Genomic DNA, 25,125 nt, shown 5'->3' on the forward strand with positions numbered 1-25,125 from the left:
ACAGCCCGCGTGAGCTGTGCCTTTTTCGTTTGATGCGCGCCGCGCGCCGCCTGCCTACGAACAGAACTTCGCGAGCAGACCGAGTTGCGCGTTGCGCAGCGTCTTGCCCGCGCGGCGGCGCCGATAGTGACCGTCGCTTTGCATCAGCCATGCCGACTGGTTGTCGCCGAGGCAGACCGACAGCCCTTCGGCGATCACGCGACGCTTGAGCTTGCGCTCGCGGATCGGGAACGCGACTTCGACGCGGCGGAACAGGTTGCGGTCCATCCAGTCCGCGCTCGACAGATAGACTTCCTCGGCGCCGTCCGCGTGGAAATAGTAGATGCGGTGGTGTTCGAGGAAGCGCCCGACGATCGAGCGCACCGTGATGTTTTCCGACAGCCCCGGCACGCCCGGCTTCAGCGCGCACACGCCGCGCACGATCAGGTCGACCTTGACGCCTGCCTGCGACGCTTCGTACAGCGCGGCGATCACCGTCGGCTCCAGCAGCGCGTTCATCTTCGCGACCACGCGCGCGCGCTTGCCGGCGCGCGCATTGTCGATCTCCGCGCGAATCGATTCGATGATGCGCGGATGTAGCGTGAACGGCGACTGCCACAGCTCGTGCAGCGTCAGCTCGCCGCCGATTCCGGTCAGTTGCTGGAACACGTGGTGGACGTCCTCGCAGATCTTCTGGTCGGCCGTCATCAGCCCGAAGTCGGTGTAGAGGCGCGCGGTGCGCGGGTGATAGTTGCCGGTGCCGAGGTGCACGTAGCGGCGCAGCGTCGCCTTGCCGCTCTCCACGACGCGGCGCACGATCAGCATCATCTTCGCGTGGCACTTGTGACCGACCACGCCATACACCACATGCGCGCCGACGGCTTCGAGCTGCGACGCCCAGTTGATGTTGGTTTCCTCGTCGAAGCGCGCGAGCAGTTCGACGACGACGGTCACTTCCTTGCCGTTGCGCGCGGCGGCCATCAGCGCGTCCATCAGCGGCGAATCGGTGCCGGTGCGGTAGATCGTCTGCTTGATCGCGACGACGCTCGGGTCCTTCGCGGCCTGCTGCAGCAGTTCGAGCACCGGCTGGAAACTTTCGTACGGGTGGTGCAGCAGGATGTCGCCGTCGTCGATCGCGTCGAACATCGCCGGTGCATTGGCGATCACGGGCGGGATCGATGCGGTGAACGGCGCGAACTTCAGGTCGGGGCGATCGACGAGATCGGGGATCTGCATCAGTCGCACGAGGTTCACGGAGCCGGCCACGCGATAGCAGTCCTTCTCGTCGAGCAGGCTTTCCTCGAGCAGGCGGCGCACGATATGTGCCGGCGTGTCGGCCGACACTTCGAGCCGCACCGCGTTGCCGAGGTGGCGCGCGGGCAGTTCGCCCTGCAGCGCGACGCGCAGATTGGTGATTTCGTCTTCGTCGACGAACAGCTCGCTGTTGCGCGTGATGCGGAACTGGTTGCAGCTCTTCACGACGAGTTGCGGGAACAGTTCGCCGACGAAGCGCTGCATGAACGTGCTGAGCAGCACGAAACCGTGCTCGAAGCCCGACAGCGCCTGCGGCATGCGCACCACGCGCGGCAGCGCGCGCGGCGCCTGCACGATGCCCATTACCGCCTGGCGGCCGAACGCGTCGCGGCCTTCGAGCTCGACGACGAAGTTCAGGCTCTTGTTCAGCACGCGCGGGAACGGGTGCGCCGGATCGAGGCCGATCGGCGTCAGCACCGGCAGCAGTTCGTCGAGGAAGTAGCGGCGCGCCCATTCGAGCTGCTCGTCGTTCCACGTGTCGCTCGCGTGGAAGTAGATGCCTTCCTGTTCGAGCGCCGGCAGCACCGTTTCGTGCAGCATCGTGTACTGGCGGTGCACGAGCCGCTGCGCGCGCTCGACGACGAGGTCGTAAGCGTGCTGTAACGACATGCCGTCGGGCGTCAGGGCGCCGGGGTTGTCGCGGATCTGTTCCTGAAGGCCGGCCATCCGGACTTCGAAGAATTCGTCGAGATTGCTGCTGGTGATGCAGATGAAGCGCAGGCGTTCGAGCAACGGGACTTGCGGGTCGGCAGCCTGGGCCAGCACGCGCTCGTTGAACCCGAGGATGCCGAGTTCACGATTGAGAAGCGGATAACGGACGGACATCGGCAGAGTAGGGGATGATTCGGGCGATGATTCGAAAGGACGCTCGGAAACTCTCACGGTACGATGACGTGCTGATGACGATTATGTATTTATATCGGGAAATTCTACGCCGCAACCGTTTCATCTCATAAATGTTTCGGCCATATACAATCTACCCGGGTACATGCCCGTGAAGCGTGGCTAAGGCAAGCGTTCCACGCTTAAAATATCGCCTTTGATTGATCGTCCAGCGTGGCCGCAGCGGCTGCCGCGGGCGAACGCGCACGGAGCCCCCTTCTGATGGTTACATCCCCCCACTTGCTGGCTGCCGTCGATCTCGGCTCGAACAGCTTCCGGCTGATCGTCGGGCGCGTCGAGGAAACCCCGGCGGGCAGCCAGATCTATCCCGTCGATGCGCTGCGCGAGCCCGTTCGACTGGCCGCGGGCCTGTCGAGCGACAAGATGCTCGATCGCGCGTCGCAGGAGCGTGGCTGGGAGGCGCTCAAGCGGTTCGGCGAGCGCCTGCGCGATTTCCACCCCGATCACGTGCGGGCGGTGGCGACCAACACGCTGCGCGTCGCGAAGAACGCGGCCGAATTCCTCGGCGAGGCCGAAGCGGCGCTCGGTTTTCCGATCGAAGTGATTGCCGGCCGCGAAGAGGCGCGCCTGATCTACGCGGGTGCCGCGCATTCGGTGCCGGCGAGCGCCGGCAAGCGGCTCGTCGTCGACATCGGCGGCGGCTCGACCGAATTCATCATCGGCTCGCACTACACGCCGATCGTGATGGAGAGCCTCTACATCGGCTGCGTAAGCCACAGCCGTGCGTTCTTTCCGGCCGGCAACGTCGACGAATATACGATGCGGCAAGCCGAACTCGCAGCCAAGCGCGAGATCCAGATCATTTCCAGCGAGTACAAGAGGGCCGGATGGGACCAGGCGATCGGTTCGTCCGGCACCGCGCGTGCGCTCGCGGAGCTCGTCGAGGCGAACGGCTTCAACGACGCGGGCATCACGCACGGCATTTCGCGTGGCGGGCTCGAACGCCTGAAGCGCGCGCTGATCAAGTCCGAGAACGTGAACCGGCTCAAGCTGATCGCACTGAAGCCCGACCGCGTGCCGGTGCTCGCCGGCGGCCTCGCGATCATGCTCGCGGTATTCGAGGAGCTGGGTGTCGACTATGTCGATACCACCGATGGTGCGCTGCGTCTGGGCGTGCTGTACGACCTGCTCGGCCGGACCCAGCACGAGGACATGCGCGCGGTGACCGTCGAGGGTTTCACGCGCCGCTACGGCGTGGATCGCGCGCAGGCCGAGCGCATTGGTGCGCTTGCGGTGCGGTTCTACGACGAGCTCGATGAAGCCGACGACGAAGCGCGCGAGGAAGGCCGGATGTTCCTCGGCTGGGCCGCCGCGTTGCATGAGATCGGGCTGTCGATCTCGCACAGTTCGTATCACAAGCATTCGGCCTATATCGCGAGCAACGCCGACATGCCGGGTTTCTCGCGCACCGACCAGGCGCGCCTTGCCGCGCTCGTGCTCGGGCACGCGGGCAAGCTCGGCAAGCTGTCGCAGGCGCGCGACGTCGAATGGCCGCTGTTGTTCTGCCTGCGGCTCGCGGCGCTGCTGTGCCGGCGCCGGACCGATGCCGGGCTGCCGGACATTTCCGTGTCGCAGATGAAGAAGGGCGGGTATGAAGTGCGCCTGCCGAGCGCATGGGTCGAGCAGAACCCGCTGACCGACTACAGCCTCAGCCAGGAAGCGGCCGAGTGGGAGAAGGTCGGCATTCCGTATCGCGTGGTTTATACGGGCGCGTAACGAGGCGCGCTTCCGGCGAGCGGCATCGGCGCGACGCGCTCAGTCCGAGCACACGATCGCGGTCAGGAACGGGAACGCCTGCTTGACGGTCGCGTCGCTGCCAGCCTTGCGCACGGCCTGTTCGACGGCACTCTTCGTGCCGCGTACCACGACGCCATACGCCCAGTTGCCGATCGGCGTGCCGTCGCCCGGCTGGAAGATCGGGTCGTTCGCCTGGTAGCCAAGCACGACGTAGACGCCGAAGCCGTAGGCGGTCAGCGGATGGTTCGTGCGGAATGCGTTCACCGAATTCGCTTCGACGTGCATCGGCTCCGACTGGATGTCGCCGGCCGCGAGCAGCGGCGCGACGAACTTGTGGCCGTTCGAATGGCAGTCGAGCGCGTCGTCGAGCGACTTGGCCGACGCGGCGCCAGACGCGCCGAATGCGAGCAGCGCGCCGAACAGGGCGGTCTTGAGAACGTTGTTTTTCATGCTCGGTTGCGGGTTGGTCACGGATATTATCGCGTGTTCTCGCAAGATTCGTGCGTGGGGGGAAAGGCGGCGACGATGGGAAAGCGTGGGGGCACGTTGGAAAGGCGGTGTAGGAGCGGTCGATTGCAGAGCTTTGTTTGCGACGGTTCGTTTCGAGTTCGTACATGCCGTATCGAAGTTGACATCGTTGAAGGATCGGATTGTCAAAAATGGCATGAATAAAGGCCAGACACCCAATGAAAAACTCCACAAGGACCACCTGCACATTCCTGCAAATGATCCGGAAATTTATTAACGCGAGTCAAATCGTGAAGCGCGCATGCGGATTAGGTGCACTGCTGTTTGGGCTCGGTGTATTGAGCTTGCCGGCGATCGGTGCGGCGCAGGACCTCGAGAGAGCAGGATGCCACGCAATTCGCCTGAAGCGAGCTATTACGCTCTCGGGGCAGTACGCGGTCGACTACGATGACGAGGCTATCGGCTCCGACATTTGGTTCGCGTGACCTGCCCCCGGTTTTAGTCCGGACTGCAGTTAGAGTCCGAGGTTAAAAGCTGCTGCTTTGCATCGTGCGCCCGAGCGAACTGCACTGGCGTCAGATAGCCGAGCGAACTGGACCTATCCGTGATTTCGTGGGCGGGGCATATCATGAGGTGTAAAAGTCATGGATATGCCAATGAAGAAGAAAAGGCAAACTGTAGCGCGTCAGGCAGCGGCCCGAGGGCCGCTGCCTGAACTGCCCAAGGAACTGCTGGACCAGTTGGTCAAGGGGCCGATGTCGCCGGCTGAGGTGCAGGATCTGATGCTGGCCTTCAACAAGGCGGTCATCGAGCGTGCAATGGGCGCCGAGATGAATCTGCATCTGGGCTACCCACCGGGCCGGCCTAAGCCGCCCGGTCAGGACAACGAGCGCAACGGCGCCAGCGGCAAGACGGTCATCACCGATCGTGGCCCGGTTCGGGTCGATGTCCCCCGCGATCGAGACGGCAGCTTCGAACCAATCCTGATTCCCAAGCACGAGCGCCGCTTCACCGGCTTCGACGAACGCATCATCGCGATGTACGCCCGCGGCATGAGCGTGTGCGAGATTCAGGGATTTCTGGCCGAGCACTATGGCACCGAGGTCTCGCCCGACTTCATCAGCTCGGTCACCGACGAGGTGATGGCCGAGGCGCTGAGCTGGCAGAACCGTCCGCTTGAGCCGATGTATCCAGTGGTGTTCTTCGACGCTTTGCGGGTCAAGATCCGCGACGACGGCGTGGTCAGCAACAAGGCTGTCTATCTGGCCTTGGGCATCCAGGCCGACGGCCAGCGAGACGTACTGGGCCTCTGGATCGAGCAGACCGAGGGGGCCAAGTTCTGGCTCAAGGTGTTCAACGAACTGAAGACGCGCGGCTGCCAGGACATCCTGATCGCCGTGGTCGACGGCTTGAAGGGGTTGACCGAGGCCATCAGCGCAGCCTATCCGCGGACAACCGTTCAGACCTGCATCGTGCATCTGATCCGCAATAGTCTCGAGTACGCCAGCTACAAGGACCGCAAGGCGCTCGCCGCGGCGCTGCGTCCGATCTACGCAGCCGCTAGCGAAGAGGCGGCAAGGCAGGCGTTACAGGACTTCGCTGATGGCCCGTGGGGCGAGAAATATCCGACCATCGTGCAATCGTGGCAGCGCGCCTGGGAGCACGTCGTGCCGTTCTACGTGTTCCCTCCGGAGATTCGGCGCGTTGTGTACACAACGAATGCCATTGAAAGTCTGAACATGCAACTGCGCAAGATCATCAAGACGCGTGGTCACTTCCCGAATGACGAGGCGGCGATCAAACTGCTCTGGCTGGCGCTGCGCAACGTGCTGGCCAAGACCGTGCGGGCCGCCTTCGACTGGAAATCAGCGATGAATCAGTTTGCTATCCTGTTCGGCGAGCGATTTATGCAGGCGCGTGGATAACCCGTGTTGTTCAACCGCCTCACCCACAAAAATGCGGGCAGGTTCAGCGAACTATGAGGCCGCTCGGTGTTGTACTCGATACGCCATTCCTCAATCAGCCGCTTGGCGTGGCGCATCGAGACGAACCAGTGCTCGTTCAGGCATTCATCGCGGAACCGCCCGTTGAAGCTCTCGATATAGGCATTCTCCACCGGCCTGCCAGGCCGAATGAACGATAGCGTCACGCCGGCTTCGTAGGCCCATGCATCCAGCACCTTACCAGCGAACTCCGGCCCGTAGTACATGCAGAATGTCAGCCATCAGGGGTAACGGGCATTGTCGACCGTGATGGATGCGGGTAAGCCTCGCATCTCCTTGAGCCGCTCGAGCACTTGCTGCACTCGTAAGCCCGGCAGCGATGTATCGACCTCGATGACCAAGCACTCGCGCGTGTAGTCGTCAACCACGTTCAGGCATCGAAACCGCCGACCATAGGCCAGCCCGTCAGAAACGAAGTCCATCGACCAGCTCTGATTCGGGCCTGTTGGCAACGGCAGCGGCGTGCGCTCGACAGCCGCAATACGCTTGCGTCGCCGCTTGCGCACGCTCAGTCCCGCCTTGCTGTACAGGCGCCAGATGCGCTTGTGGTTGGCGAAGCAGCCATCCCGCTGCAACAACACGTGAATTCGGCGATAGCCGTAACGGCGCTTTTGCGCGGCGATGGCCATCATCCGGCCAGTCAGCGCTTCGTCGTCAACTCGGCGGCGTGATTCGTAGTGGAACAGCGAGCGCGAAATCCCTACCAGCCCGCAGGCCCGGGTAACACCCATGGCGCGTTCGGTCATCAAGATTCGGACCGCTTCGCGCTTGGCCTGCGGGCTTGCTACTTTCGGGCCAACAGGTCCTTCAGCGCGGCGTTGTCGAGCATTGATTCGGCCAACAGGCGCTTGAGCTTGTTGTTCTCCTGCTCCAGTTCCTTCAAGCGCTGCGCTTCGGAGACCGTCATCCCGCCGAACTTCGCTTTCCAGTTGTAGTAGGTCGCTTCCGATATGCCGTACTTGCGGCACTGCTCCGCCGGCTTCAGGCCAGCCTCGGCTTCCTTCAAGATGCCGATGATTTGTTCTTCGGTGAATCGCTTTTTCATTGACGTTCCTCTCTGGAACGGACTCTACACCGTCACCGTACTAAACGCGGGGAGCAGGTCAGAACCACAAGTACTCGTCAGTTGCGGCGCGCCCACCCGTTACTGCTATTTGTGGGGTGTATGGTTCCGGGCCGCTGGTTCGATGGTGTGCGACCCGCTGCAGCGAGCCATGAGGTGCTGACGCTTCGCGCGCAGCTTCTCCGCTTTAATGCGATTGCCATATTTACCGGCGAGTTCCGCTTTTGCTTCTATTATGTGTATTTTTTTCTCGTAGCCGTAGCTGTCGCACTGGCCGGCGAATACCGGAACGGCGGCCGACAAAAGAAGAATCGTGGGAATCTTTTTCACTATCCTAACCAACATAAATTGTTAAATTTAAGATTAAGGGAGTAGGAATCAAATTTGACTCCGGGAGCTCGGATTCTCACAACCATCCAGGCAGAGACACGTAAGGCGAGTCCGTCCTCCGCCATAAATATTGATGCCTGACAATTCTCGTGAAAATAAGAATAGGCCTAAATTGGTGGGCACTACCGAAGCGAGCGGGTCAGAGCCGGAAAAGTTTCGGTAAGGGATGGTTGCGGAACCGCGAAAGGTCAAGTAAGTGGTTTGGTCGGGAGCTGAATCTCTTGGATTTCTTGGGCAGCGCCGAACTCTCGTCTTCGGTCTTTCATGAGCCTCCGGCCGTAGGCTGCATTGCAGAGTAGATTTGCTCGGCGTTCGAGGCTTGAGCGCCACGAGCGATCGCGCCTCGATTTAATCAACTCACCCAATGACCGTTACGCCGTAAGCGTCGATGTAAGGCCGTCTGGACTTCGAGGGAAGAACGGCAAAGATGCTTGCACTCAATGGGGGCCGAGCTTGACCGGCACATCCCGAGGCCATGTCCCGCCCCCAGGGCGGCTACGCTATAGCTCGCTCCATCACGATGACGTCACCGATGAATCTCGGAATGCTTGTGCGATACATGACTTCGAAACCCTCCCGGTGCCAGAACGCGAAAGCTCGCGGATTCGTCGAAATCGAGGCTAGCTGCATCTTCGAGCAGTTCCAGCCTCGCGCCATTTCCTCGATAACGTTCAACGCGATCTTTCCGTAACCCCGACCCTGGTGCGCTTGCGAGAACAGCAGCAATCCAATGAATGCACAGTCGTTCGCGGGATGTGATCGAATCACGTCAGCGCAGCCCACCATGTCTGTGTCGACATAGAATCCAATCGTGAATTTATCTGTCGCCACCTTTCCAGCGAGCATACCGTTGAAAAAGTCATCGACGTCGGCGTTAGAGGGTGGGCGACCTTCGACTAGAACGGTGTACGAAGGCGCCTCCATAAAGACGCGCAAAACATCGGCTAAATCGCTCGCTGAGTCGCGGGTGATGGCACGAATGGTAAGCATAAGAGCCTTATAAATTACTGGTCGCCGCTGATTCTAGACTGCCGCGCAGTCATGTATGGTGTTCGGCGCCTAGCTCCGCAGCGACGTGCCGTGACAGGAGTTGATCGATGCGATTGATCGGGTGCTCGGCGATGCACGCCAGTACATAACGCAGATATGCTTCCGGATCGATGTCGTTCAACTTCGCCGTGCCAATCAAGCTGTAGATCGCCGCAGCACGTTCGCCGCCGGAATCCGCGCCCGCGAAGAGGTAATTGCGGCGGCCAATGGCCACGCCGCGCAGCGCGCGCTCGACGGGCAGGTTGTCGATTTCTCACGCGCCGTCGTCGATTCATCACCAGTTCGAGCTGTTGGGGCGGGCCAAAAACTGGCCCGAACCCCACCGATCGTGCGCGACCTGGGTCCAAGCATCGCAGTCACCGACGCCAACGGCACACCGCTCGCCGCGATCCTGACTGGCGCGAACGTCAACGATGTCACGCAGTTGCTGCCGCTGATCGACGCGATTCCATCGATTCGCGTCCTGCGCGGCCACCCGATTCAACGGCCTCGCGTGGTCTATGCCGATCGCGGATATGGCTCCGAGCGACATCGGTGAGCCCTGCGCAATCGAGGTATCCAACCGGTGATCGCAAAGCGCCGGACCGAACGCGGCAGCGGACTCGGCAAATATCGTTAGTTCGTTGAACGCACGCACTCCTGATTCCACAATTTTCGTTGTCTACGCACTCGCTTCGAGCGACGTGCTGACTTTCACGAAGCACTCCTGAAACTTGGTTGCTCGCTTGTCTGTTGGGACATCTTCAGGCGTATCGTGCCCCTTTTTGAACTGGCCTCTTAGCGCCAATCAGCACGTACGCGGACTTCGCCGCTGGCCGAAACGGTACCAAACCAGGGCGCGCCTGACGTGTCGGTCGCTAGTTGCTTTGGATCGAGCGGGAAGCGCAGGTCCATATCGAGGGCCCCCTCGTACGCGAATGCGCCGCCGAGGGTCTCGCGCCACCTTAGCGTGGCGACGTCATACACGGTGCCGGCGCAATTGTCCGGGCGGTCGTCGAGCCCAGTGCCGTCATAAAAGCGGACGATTGACGGCACTGCAACCACTGTTGCACCACTCTTGTCGACGAATTTGCAACGTAGCCCGTCGGCGGTTTGCACACTGGGCGCGAGCACGTCTACCGACACCTTGGTCGCCTTCGACGCGCCATACTGGCGGATTGTGAGCGGCACGACGATCTCTGCATCCTGGCCGATCGAACCGGAATATTTGCCCATCGCGGCGGGGTCGCGCTCGTCGATCGCGACGCCGAATGTGAGACGTTTCAATTCCGTATCTTCGAAAAAAGACACCCGCATGTCGACGGCCGTTCCACCCGTAGATTGCACGATCGCGCCGATGGTTTCGCCGAGCGGCTTCGCTTCGGCGTCGCCCAGCAGCGAATCCAGCAGATTCGACGTGACCACCAGTTTCGTTGTGCCTAAGGCAGTCGCAGAGACCTTCGACAACTTCTGCCCGCCAGCCGTCTTGAACCATACATCGGATTGCTGAGAAGGCGGTACGATGAACGATATGTTGTCCATCGTGGCCGTGGAGTTGGCGGATATCGGGCATTCCATGTTGCCGTCCGTGATACGGCATACGGGCGGAACGGATACGAGCATTTTGCCGTTCGACACGCTGATGGTGCCGCTGATCGGTGACAGCGTGAGCGTCCGGGAGGCGGTAGGCGTCACCGTCGTTCTGTAAAGGAACTGGCTGGAGTATCCGCAAAGGCCCATGTTCGAGAAGTTTCCATTCAACCACCAATCCGAAAGCTGCTGACCGCGGTCTCCAAGCATGATAGAGGAGTAGAACATATGCGCACCGAACGTCATCGGTGACTGGTTCAGGAAGGCGTCCGCCACCATCTTTCTGGCGGTCTGATCTTGCACTTGAGTACCCGGCCCGCGAACGAACTGCCCCAGCGAGTTGCTGGTTTGCTGCGTAAATTGATCAATTGACGCGATTTGCATGCCGTTGATGATGTAGTCCGCGCTGAGACGATTCAGTGTGTTCTTGCTCGAATAGGGAAGATTGGGGAAGCGCACATCCTGGCTATTCGGAACAACGATCGAGCGCAAGCCGCCGCTCGCCGACAGCCATGCGCCGACAGCGACGTCCGGGAAAGAGTCCCAGGTGGTAGCTTCCTTGAAGATGATTGCCAGCTGCGTCAGTTGGGGATTCGTTTTGTGAATGCGCCCGACGAGTGCGCCCGTCGTACCAGCGGGAATGTCAGGCAAATAAAGATAATCGCCCACCTCAATCACTAACGGCGCATAAGAGTGGTCGGAAATCGTCGGCGAACGGCTGCACGGAACGCTGAACGGGTCGTCGGCCGCGGCATGGGCAGAGACAGCATGACCGAGCGCCAGCGCGCCGCTCAAGCAAAAGCGAATCGCAGCGCGTAGAAAAAGTGGTTTGAGATTTGACATTTCAATGCAATGGCGAGGAGAGGAGTAGACACATTCGGTGGAGCGCACATGATTTATTGCCGCCATCCGGATTCAGGTCGACACGCAACGCACGTTCGACCACGAGCGGTTGAGCGGAGGGGGCTGCGATGAGGACCGGATAACCGAGTCGTCCCGCTAATCACACGCAAAATGGCTTTCGTATGCTAACGGAGGGGCGCGCGATCAGAATATGAGAACCGTCCTAAATGCATCCCGCGGATATCCGCGCAATGCCCGCTCGGCCTGCCGGCGGAGTCGGGGAAGGTCTCGACGATAGCTGCTGAATCGTTGCGAGAGAACGCACGGAGCGTACGCCTTCCGCGCTCGCGCTACTGGAGCGTCGATCAGTTGTATCAGTCTGCGATTGAGCGCGAGGCCGTGTGAATGTTCTCGCGCGGACTACCGCGACGCGTTCGTTCGCGCCCGGATCCGTGCAGACCGGCCGTTGTGCAATGGCACCTGCAGGCGTCGGGCATGTCTTCTGGCTTGACGATCCGTAGAGACCGCGCACACGGCGCGGCACTCACGTTGCATACCGGCATCTTGTGCGCCCTCGAGCGACGCACGCCGGGACCGGCCAAGGCGTATCGCACCCATCGCCGTGTGGCCCATTCAGCGCAGGTGAAAACACACGCGGACGTGTTTCGGCGGCGCGTTGCGGGTGCGCCGCGAAATGCACCGACCATCGTGGTCGTGATGCGTGTTGTCTTCGGTTCCGGCGCACCTGCCGGTTTCGCACGTCCAAATCATCGCGTCCTCGGCAAACCTTTTTCTGTTGGCTTACTTGCCGGAGAGGGATGCGCTCGGGTGTGACTGTCATCCGTCAGCACGGGTGCTGGGCCGCATGAGCGTGTGCCGTTCGAAGCGGGTCAAGGATTTTTTTAGGCCCATTCTTATATTACATTGGCCTTTCAATTGAAATAATTCGTTTCGCCGCCGTGATCTGGCAAACCCATTGAACCGGCAGTTGGTAGGACGGGCGGTCCAGAAGCATCCCCGGGTATGGGATGTCGTCTGGTCATCCAAGTTAATTGATGAACACCTTTGAGAGATCGATATGAAGAAAACTGCATTCCGCCTCGCAGTGGCATCCGCACTCGCAGTCGCGTTCGCGGTTCCGGCCATCGCCGCAACCGTGGGCCCGGAAGAAGCACGCGTCAAGTGGACGGCATCCGTTGTCAAGAAGTCCGACGTGACGCTGAGCGTCTTCGCGGAAGGTAGCACGACGCTCGATTTCGAGTGGAACCCGTCGAGCGAAGCATTCTCGACGCAGGACCGCACGCTGACCGTTCTCGCGGCGGGTTACGAAGGTGGCACGGGCTACAAGATCCAGGCGCAAGTCACGAAGAACACGCTGAATGCCGTTGCAGGTGGCGTGAAGGATTCGCTGAAGGTCGGCGTCGATCTCGGTGGCGTCGAGCTGAGCGAAACCCTCACCGACATCCTGTCGGGCACTGGCGGTGACGCGGCGCCGTCGATCGCGGCAAATGGCCTGCAGAACATGAATCTGTCGAAGGTCGGCCCGAACAAGACGCCGAACGGCTCGTACCACCAGGCGAATGGCGTGCCGGTGAAGTTCTCGATCGCAGAAGGCACCGACAAGGACGGAAACGCGCTGACTGGCACAGGTCTGTCTGGCGTCTCCGACGGCCGTTACAACGGCGACGTCGAAGTGCGTTTCGTCGCGAGCTGGGAAACGCCGACCGCGTAAGTTGCGCCGAATGCCTGCGTAGATTCGGTCGAAGCAGGCATTGACTCCGGTAATGCCGGACCTCGCGGTCTAGGGGTTCGGCATTTTCTTTTTCTTTTCTTTCGGAGGACACGATGAAGCCACTCAAACTCTTGGCGCTGGCGGCCGCGCTGATGGGCGCGCAGCATGCATCGGCCATTGGCATCGGATCGTTGACGACCGAAATGCAGGAAAACGAGTTCTACGTCGTCAAGCAGATCAAGAACGACGACTCGGTAGCCAAATTCGTGTCGACGGAAGTCCAGGAGATTACCAATCCGCGGCAATTGAAGGTGCTGCATGAGCAGAAAAAGGATGTGCTGATCTCGCCCGCAACGGTGTTTCTGCCGCCGCATCGAACGGCGGACGTCAAGATCTACTACCAGGGCAAGCGGGACGACAAGGAGCGCTACTACCAGTTGTCGTTCATTGAACAGGCCGTGTCGTCGCAATCGAACATCAGTGATGGCGTCAGCTTGTCCGCGAAGCAGCGCATTCGGTTGAGTTCGATCCTCGTCGTGCGCCCACGAACGATCCACTTCAAATTCGAACACGACGGCAACGGGCGTGTGAAGAACATCGGAAATACCTTCGTCCATGTCACGGCCACGGGGAAGTGCGAAGAAAAGGCCGCGACCGAACCGAAGGCTTGCAGCCGATCCACTTTCCTGCTCCCGGGCGAGTCGGGAGACATGCGCAAGGAAAAGGGCTTGGTATCCCTTCAAGGCATTGGCGTCTGGAAAGGCAGCGACTACCAGTATTTCCCGATGAATGCCGCACCGTCGAAGGTCGTAGCGAAGTAACCGAATCACGGTTATGTGACTTGGATAAACAGAGATTCAATTTGGACTGCGAATGAAAAAGTCGACAATGACAGCAATTAACGTCGCCGTATCCCTTGCGGGAGGATGGGTGTCGTCGGCTGTGCTTGCGGCGGATCATTCGGTGATGTTCGATCGGAGGGCGCGGGCAGTCGAGACGCCCGAAGCTGACAGGGGGCGCGACGAGTCCGCATACGCCGTCGATGTCGACGCGATCACGGCCTCGGAATACGCATCGGTGTCCGTGCCAGCGTCGGACATGGAACCAGGCCGCGATGCTCGCTCGTTGAATCCGGAAATTGCCGATCGCGCGCCCGATCCTGCGGAGGGTGCACATGCCGATGGCACATTGGCTGCTGGTCAGTACGCCTTTCCTGACAACCTGCTCGGTGCACTCGAGCAGGGTGTCGACGTGCCGGTGCGGCTCAAGATCGATAGCGGTTCGGAGGAAGCGGGCCGGGCGACCGTCAAGTACGATGGTCGCACGCTGAAGCTGGTGGACTTCAGCCTCGCGAAGATCGCCATCACGGATGCCGCGAAGCAAAGGATTGCGGATCGCTACGGCAAGCCGCTGCGCATGGTCGCGGAAACGTCGAGCGCACGCGAGGACGTATCTGACGTCCAACTGGAATTCAATCTCCGGACGTTCGAACTGGTTGCACAACTGCCGAGGGATGCCTATGCAAGCGAAGGCGCGCCGCGCTTGCATATGCTGCCCGACAGTACCGAGAAGCATCCGAGCGGTGTGCTGAATTACGACATGTCGGTCGTGAAGAACGCCAGAGCCGATGCGAACGGCTACCTCCACATGCAGTCGGTCAGCGCAATTGGTGTCAATCACGCGTATGTTGAGGGCGACATTCGCAGCGGTGACGATTTCAACCTGTATGAAGCGCGGCTGGAACGTGACTACCGCGGCGTATCGATCACGGCCGGCTATCTGAGCACCTGGTCGATGAATGCGCTGGGGCAGACAACGTTCCTTCCGGGCGGGCGCTTTCTTGGCGTCAGCGCAGGCACCGCAAGCCGCTCGGAGTTGAACGACGGCTCGCTGGCGCGCACGCCAATCTTCGCGTTCATGCCTGCATCGGGTGAAGTGCAGATTCATCGCGACGGCAAGCTGATCAACGTTCAGCATCTTCCCCTCGGCAACCAGGAAATCGATACGCGCCAGTTGCCAGTCGGGACTTACCCGATTCGCGTGGACGTCGTTGTCAACGGTCGTGTGGTGTCGTCCCGCAATGAGCAAGTGTACAAGCCGAGTAACGGCGGAACCGGTGCGGACACGCAGTATCAGTTCTATGTCGGCCAGTATGTTGCGAACAACGTTGGGGGACGTGGTGCGATCAGCCGACAGCTCGTCGGCGCGAGCGGCAAGATGGCGACTCGGTTCGGCACGTTTAACGGCAGTGCATATTATTTTGACGGTCTGGCCGCCGCCGAACTGCGTTATCAACGGGGTTTCAAGCACGGTAACGTAGGCATCGACACGGGAGCGACGAGCGACGGCGGTTTTCGCGTGAATGCGAATGGCGCGGCGAACATCGGGCCTGTCGGCGCGTGGGCGAACTACATGCTGACGACGGGCAGCACCGCGAAGAACGGCGTATACAATCAGCGCACACTGAGCTTCGGTTCGAACGTGAACGTTGCGCGTATGTTCGGCTGGACCAACAACGCGACGCTCAACGTGAGCGGCAGCGTATACGGCGGCGGTGGTCAGGACTACCGCATCGACTGGAGCCAGGACATTTACTCGAACAAATGGGTGCGCGTGATGCTCAATGGCGGCCAGATGTTCAGCCGGAATAGCGGCGGCATGGGCCGTAAGTGGAACAACGCGTTCTACGTCGGCCTGAATGCGACGTTCTCGTTCGGCGACGCAGGCATCGACTATTCGCGCTCGCTCGATACTGAGCAGATCGGCGCGCACGTCGGCTGGCGGCCGGAGCGTATCCCGGGCGTCGACTATCTGTCGGCAGGGGTCAACCGCTCGCGTTCGCTGTCGAGCGACTATGGCAATCCGTCGAGCACCCAAGCGAACCTTGGCGCGCAGGGCCACAACCGCTGGTTCGGCTGGCAAGGTAACGTGAACATCGACGATACCGGCGACGCCAGCGGCACCGCCGCGATGCAGGGCAGTGTCGGGTGGAACACGCGCGGCATCGGGTTCAACAGCAAGAAGGGCGAAAGCGGCGTGATCGTCGGCGTGGACAAGTCGGCGCGTGGCAACCTCGAGATGGTGTCCACGAATGGGGCGTTGGCGCTCGATTCGCGTTCCACGTTCGTTCCGCTTACGGGATACCGCGAACACCGCGTGACGATCCGCACGCGTCGTGACACGCCGGAAAACTTCGATATCCAGGAAGGCGACGCCAAGCTCGTGCTGTATCCGGGCAACGTCGCGTCGATGATGCCGAAGGTCCGACGGCTGGTAACGGTGTTCGGCGTGCTGACCGAGAACGGTTTGGTGAAGCCGAACACCGAGATTCGCAACCACATCGGCAAGGCAACGACTGCGGCCGACGGCGGTTTCGTGATCGACGTCGATACCGCCTATCCGGTCATTCAATACGAGACGGGCACCGGCGGAACGTGCGAGATCGACTTTGACCTCAGCAAGGCGCAAGGCGCGCTGTGGGTTGATCAGATCGAGTGCAAACCGAAAAGCGTGGCCGATGCGCGCCCGGTTCGGCGTCGCGAAGGCTGATACCAGACCAAAATGGAGGAGACGTATCCATATGCGCGGCCGACGCAGTCGGTCGCGCGTCTATTTTTGTCGGGTAACGCGCGATGCCGGGCCGACCGGCTGAGTTGTAGCGGGTGAGATGCGTATGCGCGGACCAGTAACCAGTGAGGAATCGATTGAGGCAATTCGCAGCGTTCGTGATGTTGGTCTGGTCTTGCATAGCGCAGGCATTGTCCGTTGGCGACATGACCTATTTCATGGGGTCCGGGAAAGACTATCTCGTTCGCGAGGTCGTGAACGACAGCGACCAGACGCGCGTGTACGGCGTGTCAGTGGAGGAAAGCGCTCCGCCGTATGGCGACGTCGCGACCTGGAAGCCGAAAGGCGGCGATCTGATGTACGCACCGAAGCAGCTCGTGTTACGCCCGAACAAGAGTGGGTGGTTGCGTCTCTATTTCAAAGGTGTAAGTGACGACTCGCCACGCTATTTTCGCGTGACGTTCCGCGAGGAGCGCGCGGTTTCGATCGATACAAATGCGGTCAAGGTGAAACCGCGTCTCGAGTTGCAGACAATCCTGGTCGTGCAGCCGAGGTCACCACGGCAGGCTTATCGGGTCGATGGGACGCTATTCGTTAATACGGGGAACACGGTCATGCTGGCAACCGCGCATGGCGAATGTGCGCTTTTGATTGACTGCATGCGAGACCGCTATTTGTCGCCTGGCGAATCACTCGATCTGGTCGGGTTGAATCCAGTGGGCGGCTCAGTCAGGGTCGTCTTGGCAAACGGGACAGATACGCATGAAGTGAAAGTGGTGCCGGTGAATTAATTTTCCCCGTGTCGTCTCATTCGCAAATTGGCCTTCCCCTGTTCTCCCGGACGGGTTCACTAGCCCGCAATACCATGGTGGAACTGAAACGGGCTAAGGAAGTTCAGCGTTTGGCCGTTGACACGGCGTGCACTCGCGCCTGCATGTTCACCGTCTCCAGCAATGAAATCGCCTGTTTCGGCAACGTGGCGTCCGACGCGTTTTAGGACAAATCTTATGTCGAGCGATGCCCAAGGTCCGTACGATATAAACCGCTCACGCCGTCTCTTGTTCCAATTCTGGTGTTCCTTGCGTCGAGACCGGGTCTGGGACCATTCGTCCATATGCAATTCCGGGCTGTACGGACACACCTTCGCGCTTTGAGGCTCGGCGCTCATTCGTTACGCGGACTACTTGTTTAGGTGAACATGGGGCCTAGATGAATCAGATTTTTCGAGTCATATGCAACAGATAGTCTGGGTCAGGAGTGGAGATACCGCAGGTCGCACACGCTGGCGCGGACTGCGTGGCGTTGCATGCGCGGGAATCGTAGCGACGCGCATGACGAAAAACTTCATCGCTTTTTGTGCGAGTTGGTCAATGCTTGGTTGTGCCGTGCTGCTTGCGTGCGTCATGGGATCGCGCGAAGCAAGTGCAGCAAACGCCTGCTGGAAGCCGTCCCTGACCGAAGAGGAGCGCCAGTGGATCAGTGCGCACCCCGTCGTAAACATCGCTGTCGAAGCCAACTGGCATCCGATCGAGTACATGCACAACGGGAAACAAGCGGGTCTCGTCGCCGGCTACCTTAGTGCGATCTCGAAGATGACCGGTTTGGTATTCAAGACAGTGCCGGGTACGGAATGGGGGTATGCGTACGACGCGCTCTCAGCCGGCAAGGTTGATCTGTTGCCGGGCGTATGGCGTGAACTGGTGCCGGATCGCATTGGCTCTGGTGCGCTCGTTAGTTTGCCGTACTTGGTTGGCCGCTTGACTGCCGTCACGCGCAACGATTCCGCGATGATCTTCAGTCTCAAGCGCCTCGAGGGCCGCCGTGTTGCGATCAAGGGGCGCGGCGCCGTCGAGTATTTCACGCGCCACAGCAGCGTGATGCTCGATATTCAGACGTACGAAAGCGAGGAGGAGGCGCTCGCCGCCGTCGCCAGTGGCGCGGCCGATGCGGCGCTCGGCGTCGACGTCACGATCCTGCCGATCGTGCGCCGACAATTCCCCGGCAAGCTCTACATGTCCGGCATGCTTGCCGATCGTCCCGTATCGCTTGCGATGCTTACACGCAGTGATCTGCCGATACTTGCGTCAATTATCGACAAGTCGCTCGCGGCGATTCCGGTAAGCGAATCGGCGGAAATTACGCGGGACTGGGTGGAACTGGGCGACTATGGTAAGCCGACAATCCGCTCGATTATTTATTACCGCGCGCCGCAGGTACTTGCGCTTGGAATGGCACTGCTCACGTTGTTGGCGCTCGCATATCTAGCGTTGAGGTCCCGTGCCGCAGCGATCCGCAGCAAGCGCGACAAGGCGATGTTTCTCGCGTTTGTCAGTCACGAGATCCGCACGCCGATGTATACGGTTCTGTCGTCGCTGGAATTGCTGCAGCGTTCGCGGCTGACTGGGAAGCAGGCGAATCGCGCCGATGCGGCGATTTCGGCATCCGAGACGCTGTTGACGCTGCTCGATGACATTCTCGAATACTCGCGCCTCGAATCGAGCAAGGTACGGCTGGCGCCGCAAACGGTCGAGCTCGGGACGTGGGCACGGCAGACTATCGACATGGTGCGCTGCCGGGCCGACGCGAAGGGCCTGGCACTTGTGCTCGACGTGGCATGCGAACCGGCGCTGCGGCTTGTGCTCGATCCAGTTCGCGTGCGCCAAATCGTGTTGAATCTGCTTGTCAACGCGATCAAATTTACCGCCGCTGGGTCGGTCATGCTGTATGTAGACTTCCTACCTGACCCGCAGGGAAAACGCGGCACGCTTACTTTGGAGGTGCGCGACAACGGCATCGGCATCGCCCCCGAGCGGCTAAAGCGAATTTTCGACGCGTACTGGCAGGCGGCGCACTTGCCTCACGTCGAAGTCAATGGGAGTGGGCTGGGTCTGGCGATCTGCCGCGAACTCGTCAAATTGATGCGCGGGACGATCGCCGTCGAAAGCTCGCCATACGTTGAAACGAAAATGACTGTGCAATTGCCAATTGCGATAGTGGATGATGCCGTAGTTGAACGTCAGGTGATGGTTGCGCCGGTGGCGACCGATATGAGCAATGTACGCTCGCATATCGACGCACCGCGTATTTTGATTGTGGACGATCACGAGACAGTGCGGCGAGCGATCGTGCAGCAATGCGACGAACTGGGCTGTATCGGGATCGTAGCCGCGACGGGTGAAGAGGCCATGCAGCGAATCGCGCAAGGCCGTATCGATCTCATACTGCTCGACTGCAATCTACCAGACATCGATGGATATGCGCTGACACAGATGATCCGTCAGCATGAGTCGATGGTATGGTCCAAACACGTTCCCATCATCGCGATCTCGGCGGCTTCAGATGATGCGCACAAGGTGCGATGCTTCGACAGTGGCATGGATGGTGTGCTCGGCAAGCCGCTGCGGCTGCAGGCATTACGTCAAATGATCACGAGCTGGTGTACGTCGTATGTAGACGCTCCCGATGTGGTGCCGGCCGACCCTCGCGCCGACGATCTCGTAGATCTGCGGTCGACGTTCGAGGGCGAGATCGGGCGGGATTTCGACTCGCTCATTTCCGCGTTGCTGGCGAACGATTTGCACGACGCGCTGCACGCCGTGCATCGAATTAAGGGCGTGTCACTGGTGGCAGGCGCGGACGCGATGGTCGAAATTGCGACGGGCATTGAGGAACGCCTTCGAAGACTCGGTGACTCGAAGGCGTTGCGCGGTTGATTTTCGGCGCCACCTATGCGGATGCGTCGCCGAGACGCCGTTCGTCTGCAGCGCGGTTATCCATATCGGTGCGATGCTGGTGCGACAGGACGTCGTACAGTGCGTAAACGTCGGGCGCAATGCCACCAGAGCTCGCTTGCAACCGCCGTTCGATTTTAGACGCCAACTCGCTGGTTGCACTATGACCGGCGATTGATGCGGCGCCTTTGATGCGATGAGCCGCGTGAAGCGCGCGCGCGGAATCGCCGGCTGACAACGCGTCGCCGAGCGCGTCGAGATCGGCGTCAACGCAGTGTAGGTAGGTCTTGCGGAAGTCGGAGTGTACCGATTGCGAAGGAGTGGTGGGCGCGGTGCACCGCTCCAGGTCTAAAGTGGGGCACCACAGGTCGATGATCTGAAGCAGCGCGTCGAGTCGCAAAGGCTTGCTGAGCACGCCGTCCATGCCATTGTCGAAGCAGCGTTCACTATGTGCGCCGTCCGTCGATGCCGAAATCGCGATGATCGGAGTGCGCGACCGCTCGCGTCGCTGTTCGCTGGCGCGCATGCGTTGCGCGACTGTATAGCCGTCGATGTCTGGCAGGTCGCAGTCTAGCAGCACCATGTCGTAGTGAGCACACTCGAAGCGTTCGAGTGCTTGCCCGCCGTTGGCGGCAACAGCTGAACGGCATCCAAGCGCTTCAAGCTGATGCTCGATGGCGTGCTGTACGGCCTCGTGATCGTCAACGACGAGAATCATGGGGCCTTTGGCGCTTCGCACCGGTGCTTCGACGGCGAGCGGACTAGCGACGCGCGGAAGTGACGGCGTGCCGGGTGTTGCCGGCATGGTAGTGCCGGGCTTTGGGGTGGCCCGAACACGCCGCGCAGGCAAGATTACCGTGAAGACTGTGCCCTTGTCGGAACTGCTGTCAACAGTAATCTCGCCTTTCATCAGATCGACAAGTTCGCGGCAGATTGACAGACCGAGCCCGCTTCCGGTCACGCGTCGGCCGCCGGGTTCTTCGACGCGCTGGTACGGTTCGAAGATGTAGCGTTGACGTTCGGAAGGGATGCCGACCCCAGTATCACGGACTTCAAGTAGGAGCGAGCCGCCGCTTTCGGGATTGCCTTCGAGGTAATCGACGTGCACTTCCACCGAGCCGGTCGACGTGAACTTGATCGCGTTTACGAGCAAGTTCAGCACGATCTGCCGAGTGCGCACTGGATCGATTAGCAGGCATAGTTCGGCCGCACACTCGAGTTCGAGCGAGAAGTCGAGGTGCTTCTCGTCGATGCGCCAGCGGACCATTTCGACGCTGTCCCTTATCCACGGGCCGACCTGCGTGGGTTCGAGTGCGAGGGCTACATTGCGCGACTCGAGCCGGGAATAGTCGAGTATGTCGTCGAGGAGCGTGAGTAGCGATTCCGATGCCGCAACCGCGGCGTCGGCCTGACTTGCTTGTTTTGGCGCAAGCTTTGCGCGCTGCAGCAACTCCAATGACGATAGGATCGTATGCATCGGCGTGCGGATTTCGTGACTGATGAACGCGAAGAACATGGCTTTTTCGCGCGCGTTGCCGATAGCGGCGGCGCGCGCACGCCATGATCCCACTGCGATCGCCACCAACGCGAACAGCAAGGCGCAGCCGGTAGCGACTTGCCAGCGGTGGTAGTAAAGGATCGACTGAAAGGTTGGTTTGCCATAGTCGGCTGATTGGAGCCATCCGCGTGGGATACTCTCAGTTTCGCGCGCGGGGATTGCCGCGATTGATTTGTCGAGTATCGATGCGAGTATCGGATTGTCTCGGCGCGTCGCCAGGGACAGCGCGTAGGGCCGATCTGGCAAGCCACCTGACAGAAACAACTCGCCTTGGAATTGCCGGCGGACCAGCGGTAGGATCGACATGTCGGGACCGATGGCGACGTCGGCCTTTCCATCGGCGACGGCGGCGAGAGCGCTGTACTCGTTGTTGTAGCTCAGCAACGTCACTGGAACGCCGCTATTCCGTATCGCGTATTCCAGCGCGCCGCCGCGTTTGATTGCAATACGGCGGCCGGCGAGACTCTCAAAATCGGTGAACAAGTTGAGGCTGGCAGGAGCGACCACGACCACAGTGCCCACAAAATAGGGCCGGCTCAGGCTGGTCGTGTTGCGATAGCGCGAAGAGTCTGCGCTTGCCGACACATCTGGAACCATGTCGATGTCTCCAGACAACAATGCACTATAGGCATTGGGCCACGCTACACTTTCGACATATTCGAAACGCAATCCGCTAATGCGGGACACGGCGTCGAGATACGACGGCACGATGCCGACTGCTTTCCCGTGTTCACGAAACTCGAACGGGCGCCAGTCGGGATCGACGTAGGTTCGCACCGTCGGGTGCGCTGCAATCCATGTTTTTTCCTCAGCCGTGAACTGTGGCTCCGGGGCCGCCCAGCCGAGCGAGGAAAGCAGCCAGGCCATTACGCCAGCCAATATTGCACATCGCTTCAACTTCACGTTGATCACGTTCTCCACCGAATTGTTGGCCGGACGAACGCGTGATGGTTCGTGGATCTTTGTCGGACCCGGTGCACGTCGCGATACTCCGGAAAACGAACCCACCATCATATGTCCGTCGTTGCGCGAACGCAACGCAGCCGGCGGCCGAGGCAGATATGTCTGCTTTCGCTGCTTGGCTCGGAGGCTTAAAAATTGTTTCTAAACCCTGTAAACTTGCAGAACAAACATAGCGGCATGGCGCGGACGGGAGGGGTTTAATCGCTCGTCGCCGCATTGCGACGATTTAAGGGGTAACAATGAGGTCAGAGCAGCAGCCGATCCAAGTCGTGATCCTCGACGACCATGCGGTCGTTCAGCTCGGGATCGCCAGTTACCTGACCGGGAAGGCCGACATCAATGTCGCAGGGAGCTTTGCAAGATCGCGTGACTTGATCCGCTGGCTCGAGGCGAATCACGCAGATGTTGTCCTGCTCGACTACTCGCTTGGCCCGGGTGAGATCGATGGCCTCAATCTCGTCACGCTAGTCAATCGGCGCTTTCCGGACTGTCGAATTTTAATGACATCCAGCAGCGATACGCCGGCAACAGTGACCATGACGATGCGCGCTGGCGCGCTTGGTTTTTTCGGCAAGAGCGAGAGTCTCAGAGAACTTGCGAACGCTATCCGCGTCGTTGCAAGCGGTCGTTCCTATATTAGTGCCGAGCTGGCGAACCGCATTATGTCGGGTGCGGCGCCGGATCCGCGCGTGGCCGACCCAGCAAGCTCAAGTGAAGTTAGCGGACCACGATCGGATTCCGGCCCGTCAGCCGACTTGCGCCTCAGCCCGCGGGAGCATGAGGTGCTGCGTTGTTATCTCGCGGGCATGTCCGTGTCCGACATCGCGTTGAAATTCTCCCGAAGCCGCAAGACGATCAGTGCGCAAAAGCAATCGGCGTTTCGCAAGCTTGGTATCCGCAGCGATGCTGAGCTGTTCGCGTCCCGCAAGCTGCTCGAGGAGACCTGAGCGCCGACCGACCACCGGGCGGCATTGCCGCGTGACATCCAGGCCCGCCCCAAGCAAGGGGACATTCGCGGACGCTACTGGGAGCGTGTGACGAAGTCCGACGATCGGTTGGTCGAGGGGCAGCGGAAGGTCCAGTCGCTAGCCTCGAATGCCGAGGCGTTGCGGCTGCCCACCGGCTGGGTCAACTGGTTGAGCGTAGGTCTTGGCGTAGCTTTGTCCGCCGAGCCTTGTCAGATAGGGCGCAGGTACTGTTGCATCATCGGAGTGTGGGCTGAGATAGTGTTGGGTTGTCTAGTTCCGGGGCGGTCAGCCGTCTTGGTGTCACTGGCCCGGAACGCGCTCTCGCTCTGCTGGCGACCATTGTATCCGGCCCCATAAGCAGTGACATCACATCGAAACCTTAGCTGGATCGTCGCTGAATGGAAGTAGGGATGCGAAACTGGGAGGGGCGAGATGGATCGATGTGGATCGACCTAGGCTGAATCGGGTTACATGATGGTTACATGAACCGAATAAAGAAAAAGGGGTTACACGCTTTTGGCATGTAACCCCTTGATTCCTTTGGTCGGAGCGATAGGATTCGAACCTACGACCCTCTGATCCCAAATCAGATGCGCTACCAGGCTGCGCTACGCTCCGACGAGCCAAAGATTCTATCGTCTAATGGGTGACCGGGTCAATCAAGTTATGCATATCGCGCACATCATCACGAACCGTTCACCATTGGCGACAATTCAGAGTGTGTGAGCGTCCGGCACGCACCTGCGCGACCGGATCGTTCGCCGATGCATGGAGAGACATCATGATGAACCTGATCCTGTGGCGCCACGCCGAAGCCGAAGACTACGCGGCAAACGACCTCGCGCGCCAGCTGACGAGCCGCGGGCGCAAGGAAGCGCAGACAATGGCCAAATGGCTGCGCGGCCGGCTCGAGTCGAACAGCGTGATTCTCGCGAGCCCGGCGGCACGTACCGTGCAGACCGTCGAGGCGCTGACCGACCAGTACCGGACCGTCGATGCGCTCGCGCCGGGCGGTAACGTCGACGACGTGCTGACCGCCGCCGGCTGGCCGGACGGCATCGCGCCCACGGTCATGATCGTCGGACACCAGCCGACGCTCGGCAGCGTCGTCGCGCACCTGATCGCCGGCAACGGTGACAGCTGGAGCATCAAGAAGGGCGGCATCGTGTGGATCGCAAGCCGTACGCGCGACGGCAGTCGTCAGGCCGTGCTGCGTGCGTTGTTGCCGCCGGACCTTGTGTGAAGGGGTTTTGCGGCATTGATCATACGGTTTCGCAAGCTTTCTGC

At 60.4% G+C, this 25,125-nt stretch carries 17 protein-coding genes, 1 tRNA gene and 2 pseudogenes; 11 read left to right on the forward strand and 9 right to left on the reverse strand.

The window, feature by feature from the left end; translation table 11 throughout:
- Positions 1-54: 54 nt before the first annotated feature.
- The gene (gene ppk1, locus FFI87_RS06405) at positions 55-2,118 is read right to left on the reverse strand and encodes a polyphosphate kinase 1 (RefSeq protein WP_138847950.1); all 2,064 of its coding nucleotides are present in this window, start codon (positions 2,116-2,118) and stop codon (positions 55-57) included.
- A gap of 279 nt (positions 2,119-2,397) precedes the next feature.
- On the opposite strand from ppk1, the gene ppx reads away from it, so the two are divergent.
- Positions 2,398-3,912, forward strand: a complete 1,515-nt coding sequence (gene ppx, locus FFI87_RS06410; RefSeq protein WP_138847949.1) for an exopolyphosphatase — start codon at positions 2,398-2,400, stop codon at positions 3,910-3,912.
- Positions 3,913-3,951: 39 nt separating this feature from the next.
- Here ppx and FFI87_RS06415 read toward each other — a convergent pair whose 3' ends face one another.
- The gene (locus FFI87_RS06415; protein WP_006750317.1) at positions 3,952-4,383 is read right to left on the reverse strand and encodes a hypothetical protein; all 432 of its coding nucleotides are present in this window, start codon (positions 4,381-4,383) and stop codon (positions 3,952-3,954) included.
- A 236-nt stretch (positions 4,384-4,619) separates the two neighbouring features.
- Between FFI87_RS06415 and FFI87_RS06420 the strand changes: the two genes are divergently transcribed.
- Positions 4,620-4,886 (forward strand): hypothetical protein, encoded by a 267-nt coding sequence (locus tag FFI87_RS06420; RefSeq protein WP_138847948.1) that lies wholly within the window; start codon positions 4,620-4,622, stop codon positions 4,884-4,886.
- 165 nt (positions 4,887-5,051) lie between these two features.
- Positions 5,052-6,326: an IS256 family transposase gene (locus FFI87_RS06425; protein WP_409995110.1), complete on the forward strand. Its 1,275-nt coding sequence runs from the start codon at positions 5,052-5,054 to the stop codon at positions 6,324-6,326.
- Here FFI87_RS06425 and FFI87_RS34775 read toward each other — a convergent pair.
- The 4 genes and pseudogenes from FFI87_RS34775 to FFI87_RS34780 form a co-directional block, all read right to left on the reverse strand.
- A pseudogene (locus FFI87_RS34775) lies at positions 6,278-7,449 on the reverse strand (IS3 family transposase). The gene FFI87_RS06425 and the pseudogene FFI87_RS34775 sit on opposite strands and share 49 nt — an antisense overlap.
- Before the next feature lie 105 nt (positions 7,450-7,554).
- On the reverse strand, positions 7,555-7,797 hold the full coding sequence (locus tag FFI87_RS06435; protein WP_138847946.1) for a hypothetical protein: 243 nt from the start codon (positions 7,795-7,797) through the stop codon (positions 7,555-7,557).
- Between the two features lie 555 nt (positions 7,798-8,352).
- Positions 8,353-8,847 (reverse strand): GNAT family N-acetyltransferase, encoded by a 495-nt coding sequence (locus tag FFI87_RS06440; RefSeq protein ID WP_138847945.1) that lies wholly within the window; start codon positions 8,845-8,847, stop codon positions 8,353-8,355.
- Between the two features lie 49 nt (positions 8,848-8,896).
- A pseudogene (locus tag FFI87_RS34780) lies at positions 8,897-9,160 on the reverse strand (transposase domain-containing protein); the annotation flags it as partial.
- Positions 9,161-9,214: 54 nt separating this feature from the next.
- On the opposite strand from FFI87_RS34780, the gene FFI87_RS34785 reads away from it, so the two are divergent.
- Positions 9,215-9,445 carry a transposase gene (locus FFI87_RS34785; RefSeq protein ID WP_261378569.1) on the forward strand — a complete coding sequence of 77 codons (231 nt, stop codon included), beginning with the start codon at positions 9,215-9,217 and terminating at the stop codon, positions 9,443-9,445.
- A 239-nt stretch (positions 9,446-9,684) separates the two neighbouring features.
- On the opposite strand, the gene FFI87_RS06450 is transcribed toward FFI87_RS34785, so the two are convergent.
- Positions 9,685-11,319, reverse strand: coding sequence for a hypothetical protein (locus FFI87_RS06450; protein WP_138847943.1), 1,635 nt, complete (start codon positions 11,317-11,319; stop codon positions 9,685-9,687).
- 1,078 nt (positions 11,320-12,397) lie between these two features.
- Between FFI87_RS06450 and FFI87_RS06455 the strand changes: the two genes are divergently transcribed.
- The 5 genes from FFI87_RS06455 to FFI87_RS06475 all read left to right on the forward strand — a co-directional run bounded on the left by FFI87_RS06455 (position 12,398) and on the right by FFI87_RS06475 (position 20,331).
- A complete protein-coding gene (locus FFI87_RS06455) occupies positions 12,398-13,051 on the forward strand; it encodes a common pilus major fimbrillin subunit EcpA (RefSeq protein WP_059599572.1) in 654 nt (217 codons plus the stop codon).
- A 113-nt stretch (positions 13,052-13,164) separates the two neighbouring features.
- Positions 13,165-13,872 (forward strand): fimbria/pilus periplasmic chaperone, encoded by a 708-nt coding sequence (locus tag FFI87_RS06460; RefSeq protein WP_124901942.1) that lies wholly within the window; start codon positions 13,165-13,167, stop codon positions 13,870-13,872.
- A 52-nt stretch (positions 13,873-13,924) separates the two neighbouring features.
- Positions 13,925-16,600 carry a TcfC E-set like domain-containing protein gene (locus FFI87_RS06465; RefSeq protein WP_138847942.1) on the forward strand — a complete coding sequence of 892 codons (2,676 nt, stop codon included), beginning with the start codon at positions 13,925-13,927 and terminating at the stop codon, positions 16,598-16,600.
- A 224-nt stretch (positions 16,601-16,824) separates the two neighbouring features.
- Positions 16,825-17,409, forward strand: a complete 585-nt coding sequence (locus tag FFI87_RS06470; protein WP_138847941.1) for a hypothetical protein — start codon at positions 16,825-16,827, stop codon at positions 17,407-17,409.
- Positions 17,410-17,949: 540 nt separating this feature from the next.
- Positions 17,950-20,331, forward strand: a complete 2,382-nt coding sequence (locus FFI87_RS06475; protein WP_138847940.1) for a response regulator — start codon at positions 17,950-17,952, stop codon at positions 20,329-20,331.
- A gap of 13 nt (positions 20,332-20,344) precedes the next feature.
- On the opposite strand, the gene FFI87_RS06480 is transcribed toward FFI87_RS06475, so the two are convergent.
- On the reverse strand, positions 20,345-22,819 hold the full coding sequence (locus tag FFI87_RS06480; protein ID WP_315852890.1) for an ATP-binding protein: 2,475 nt from the start codon (positions 22,817-22,819) through the stop codon (positions 20,345-20,347).
- Positions 22,820-23,109: 290 nt separating this feature from the next.
- Between FFI87_RS06480 and cblR the strand changes: the two genes are divergently transcribed.
- Positions 23,110-23,817 (forward strand): cable pilus system response regulator transcription factor CblR, encoded by a 708-nt coding sequence (gene cblR, locus FFI87_RS06485; RefSeq protein WP_138847939.1) that lies wholly within the window; start codon positions 23,110-23,112, stop codon positions 23,815-23,817.
- 562 nt (positions 23,818-24,379) lie between these two features.
- Here cblR and FFI87_RS06490 read toward each other — a convergent pair.
- Positions 24,380-24,456 (reverse strand) — tRNA-Pro (locus FFI87_RS06490).
- Between the two features lie 163 nt (positions 24,457-24,619).
- Here FFI87_RS06490 and sixA point away from each other — a divergent pair.
- A complete protein-coding gene (sixA, locus tag FFI87_RS06495; protein WP_138847938.1) occupies positions 24,620-25,081 on the forward strand; it encodes a phosphohistidine phosphatase SixA in 462 nt (153 codons plus the stop codon).
- Positions 25,082-25,125: the final 44 nt, after the last annotated feature.

The organism is Burkholderia sp. KBS0801 (assembly GCF_005937855.2).
GTDB lineage: Bacteria > Pseudomonadota > Gammaproteobacteria > Burkholderiales > Burkholderiaceae > Burkholderia > Burkholderia ambifaria.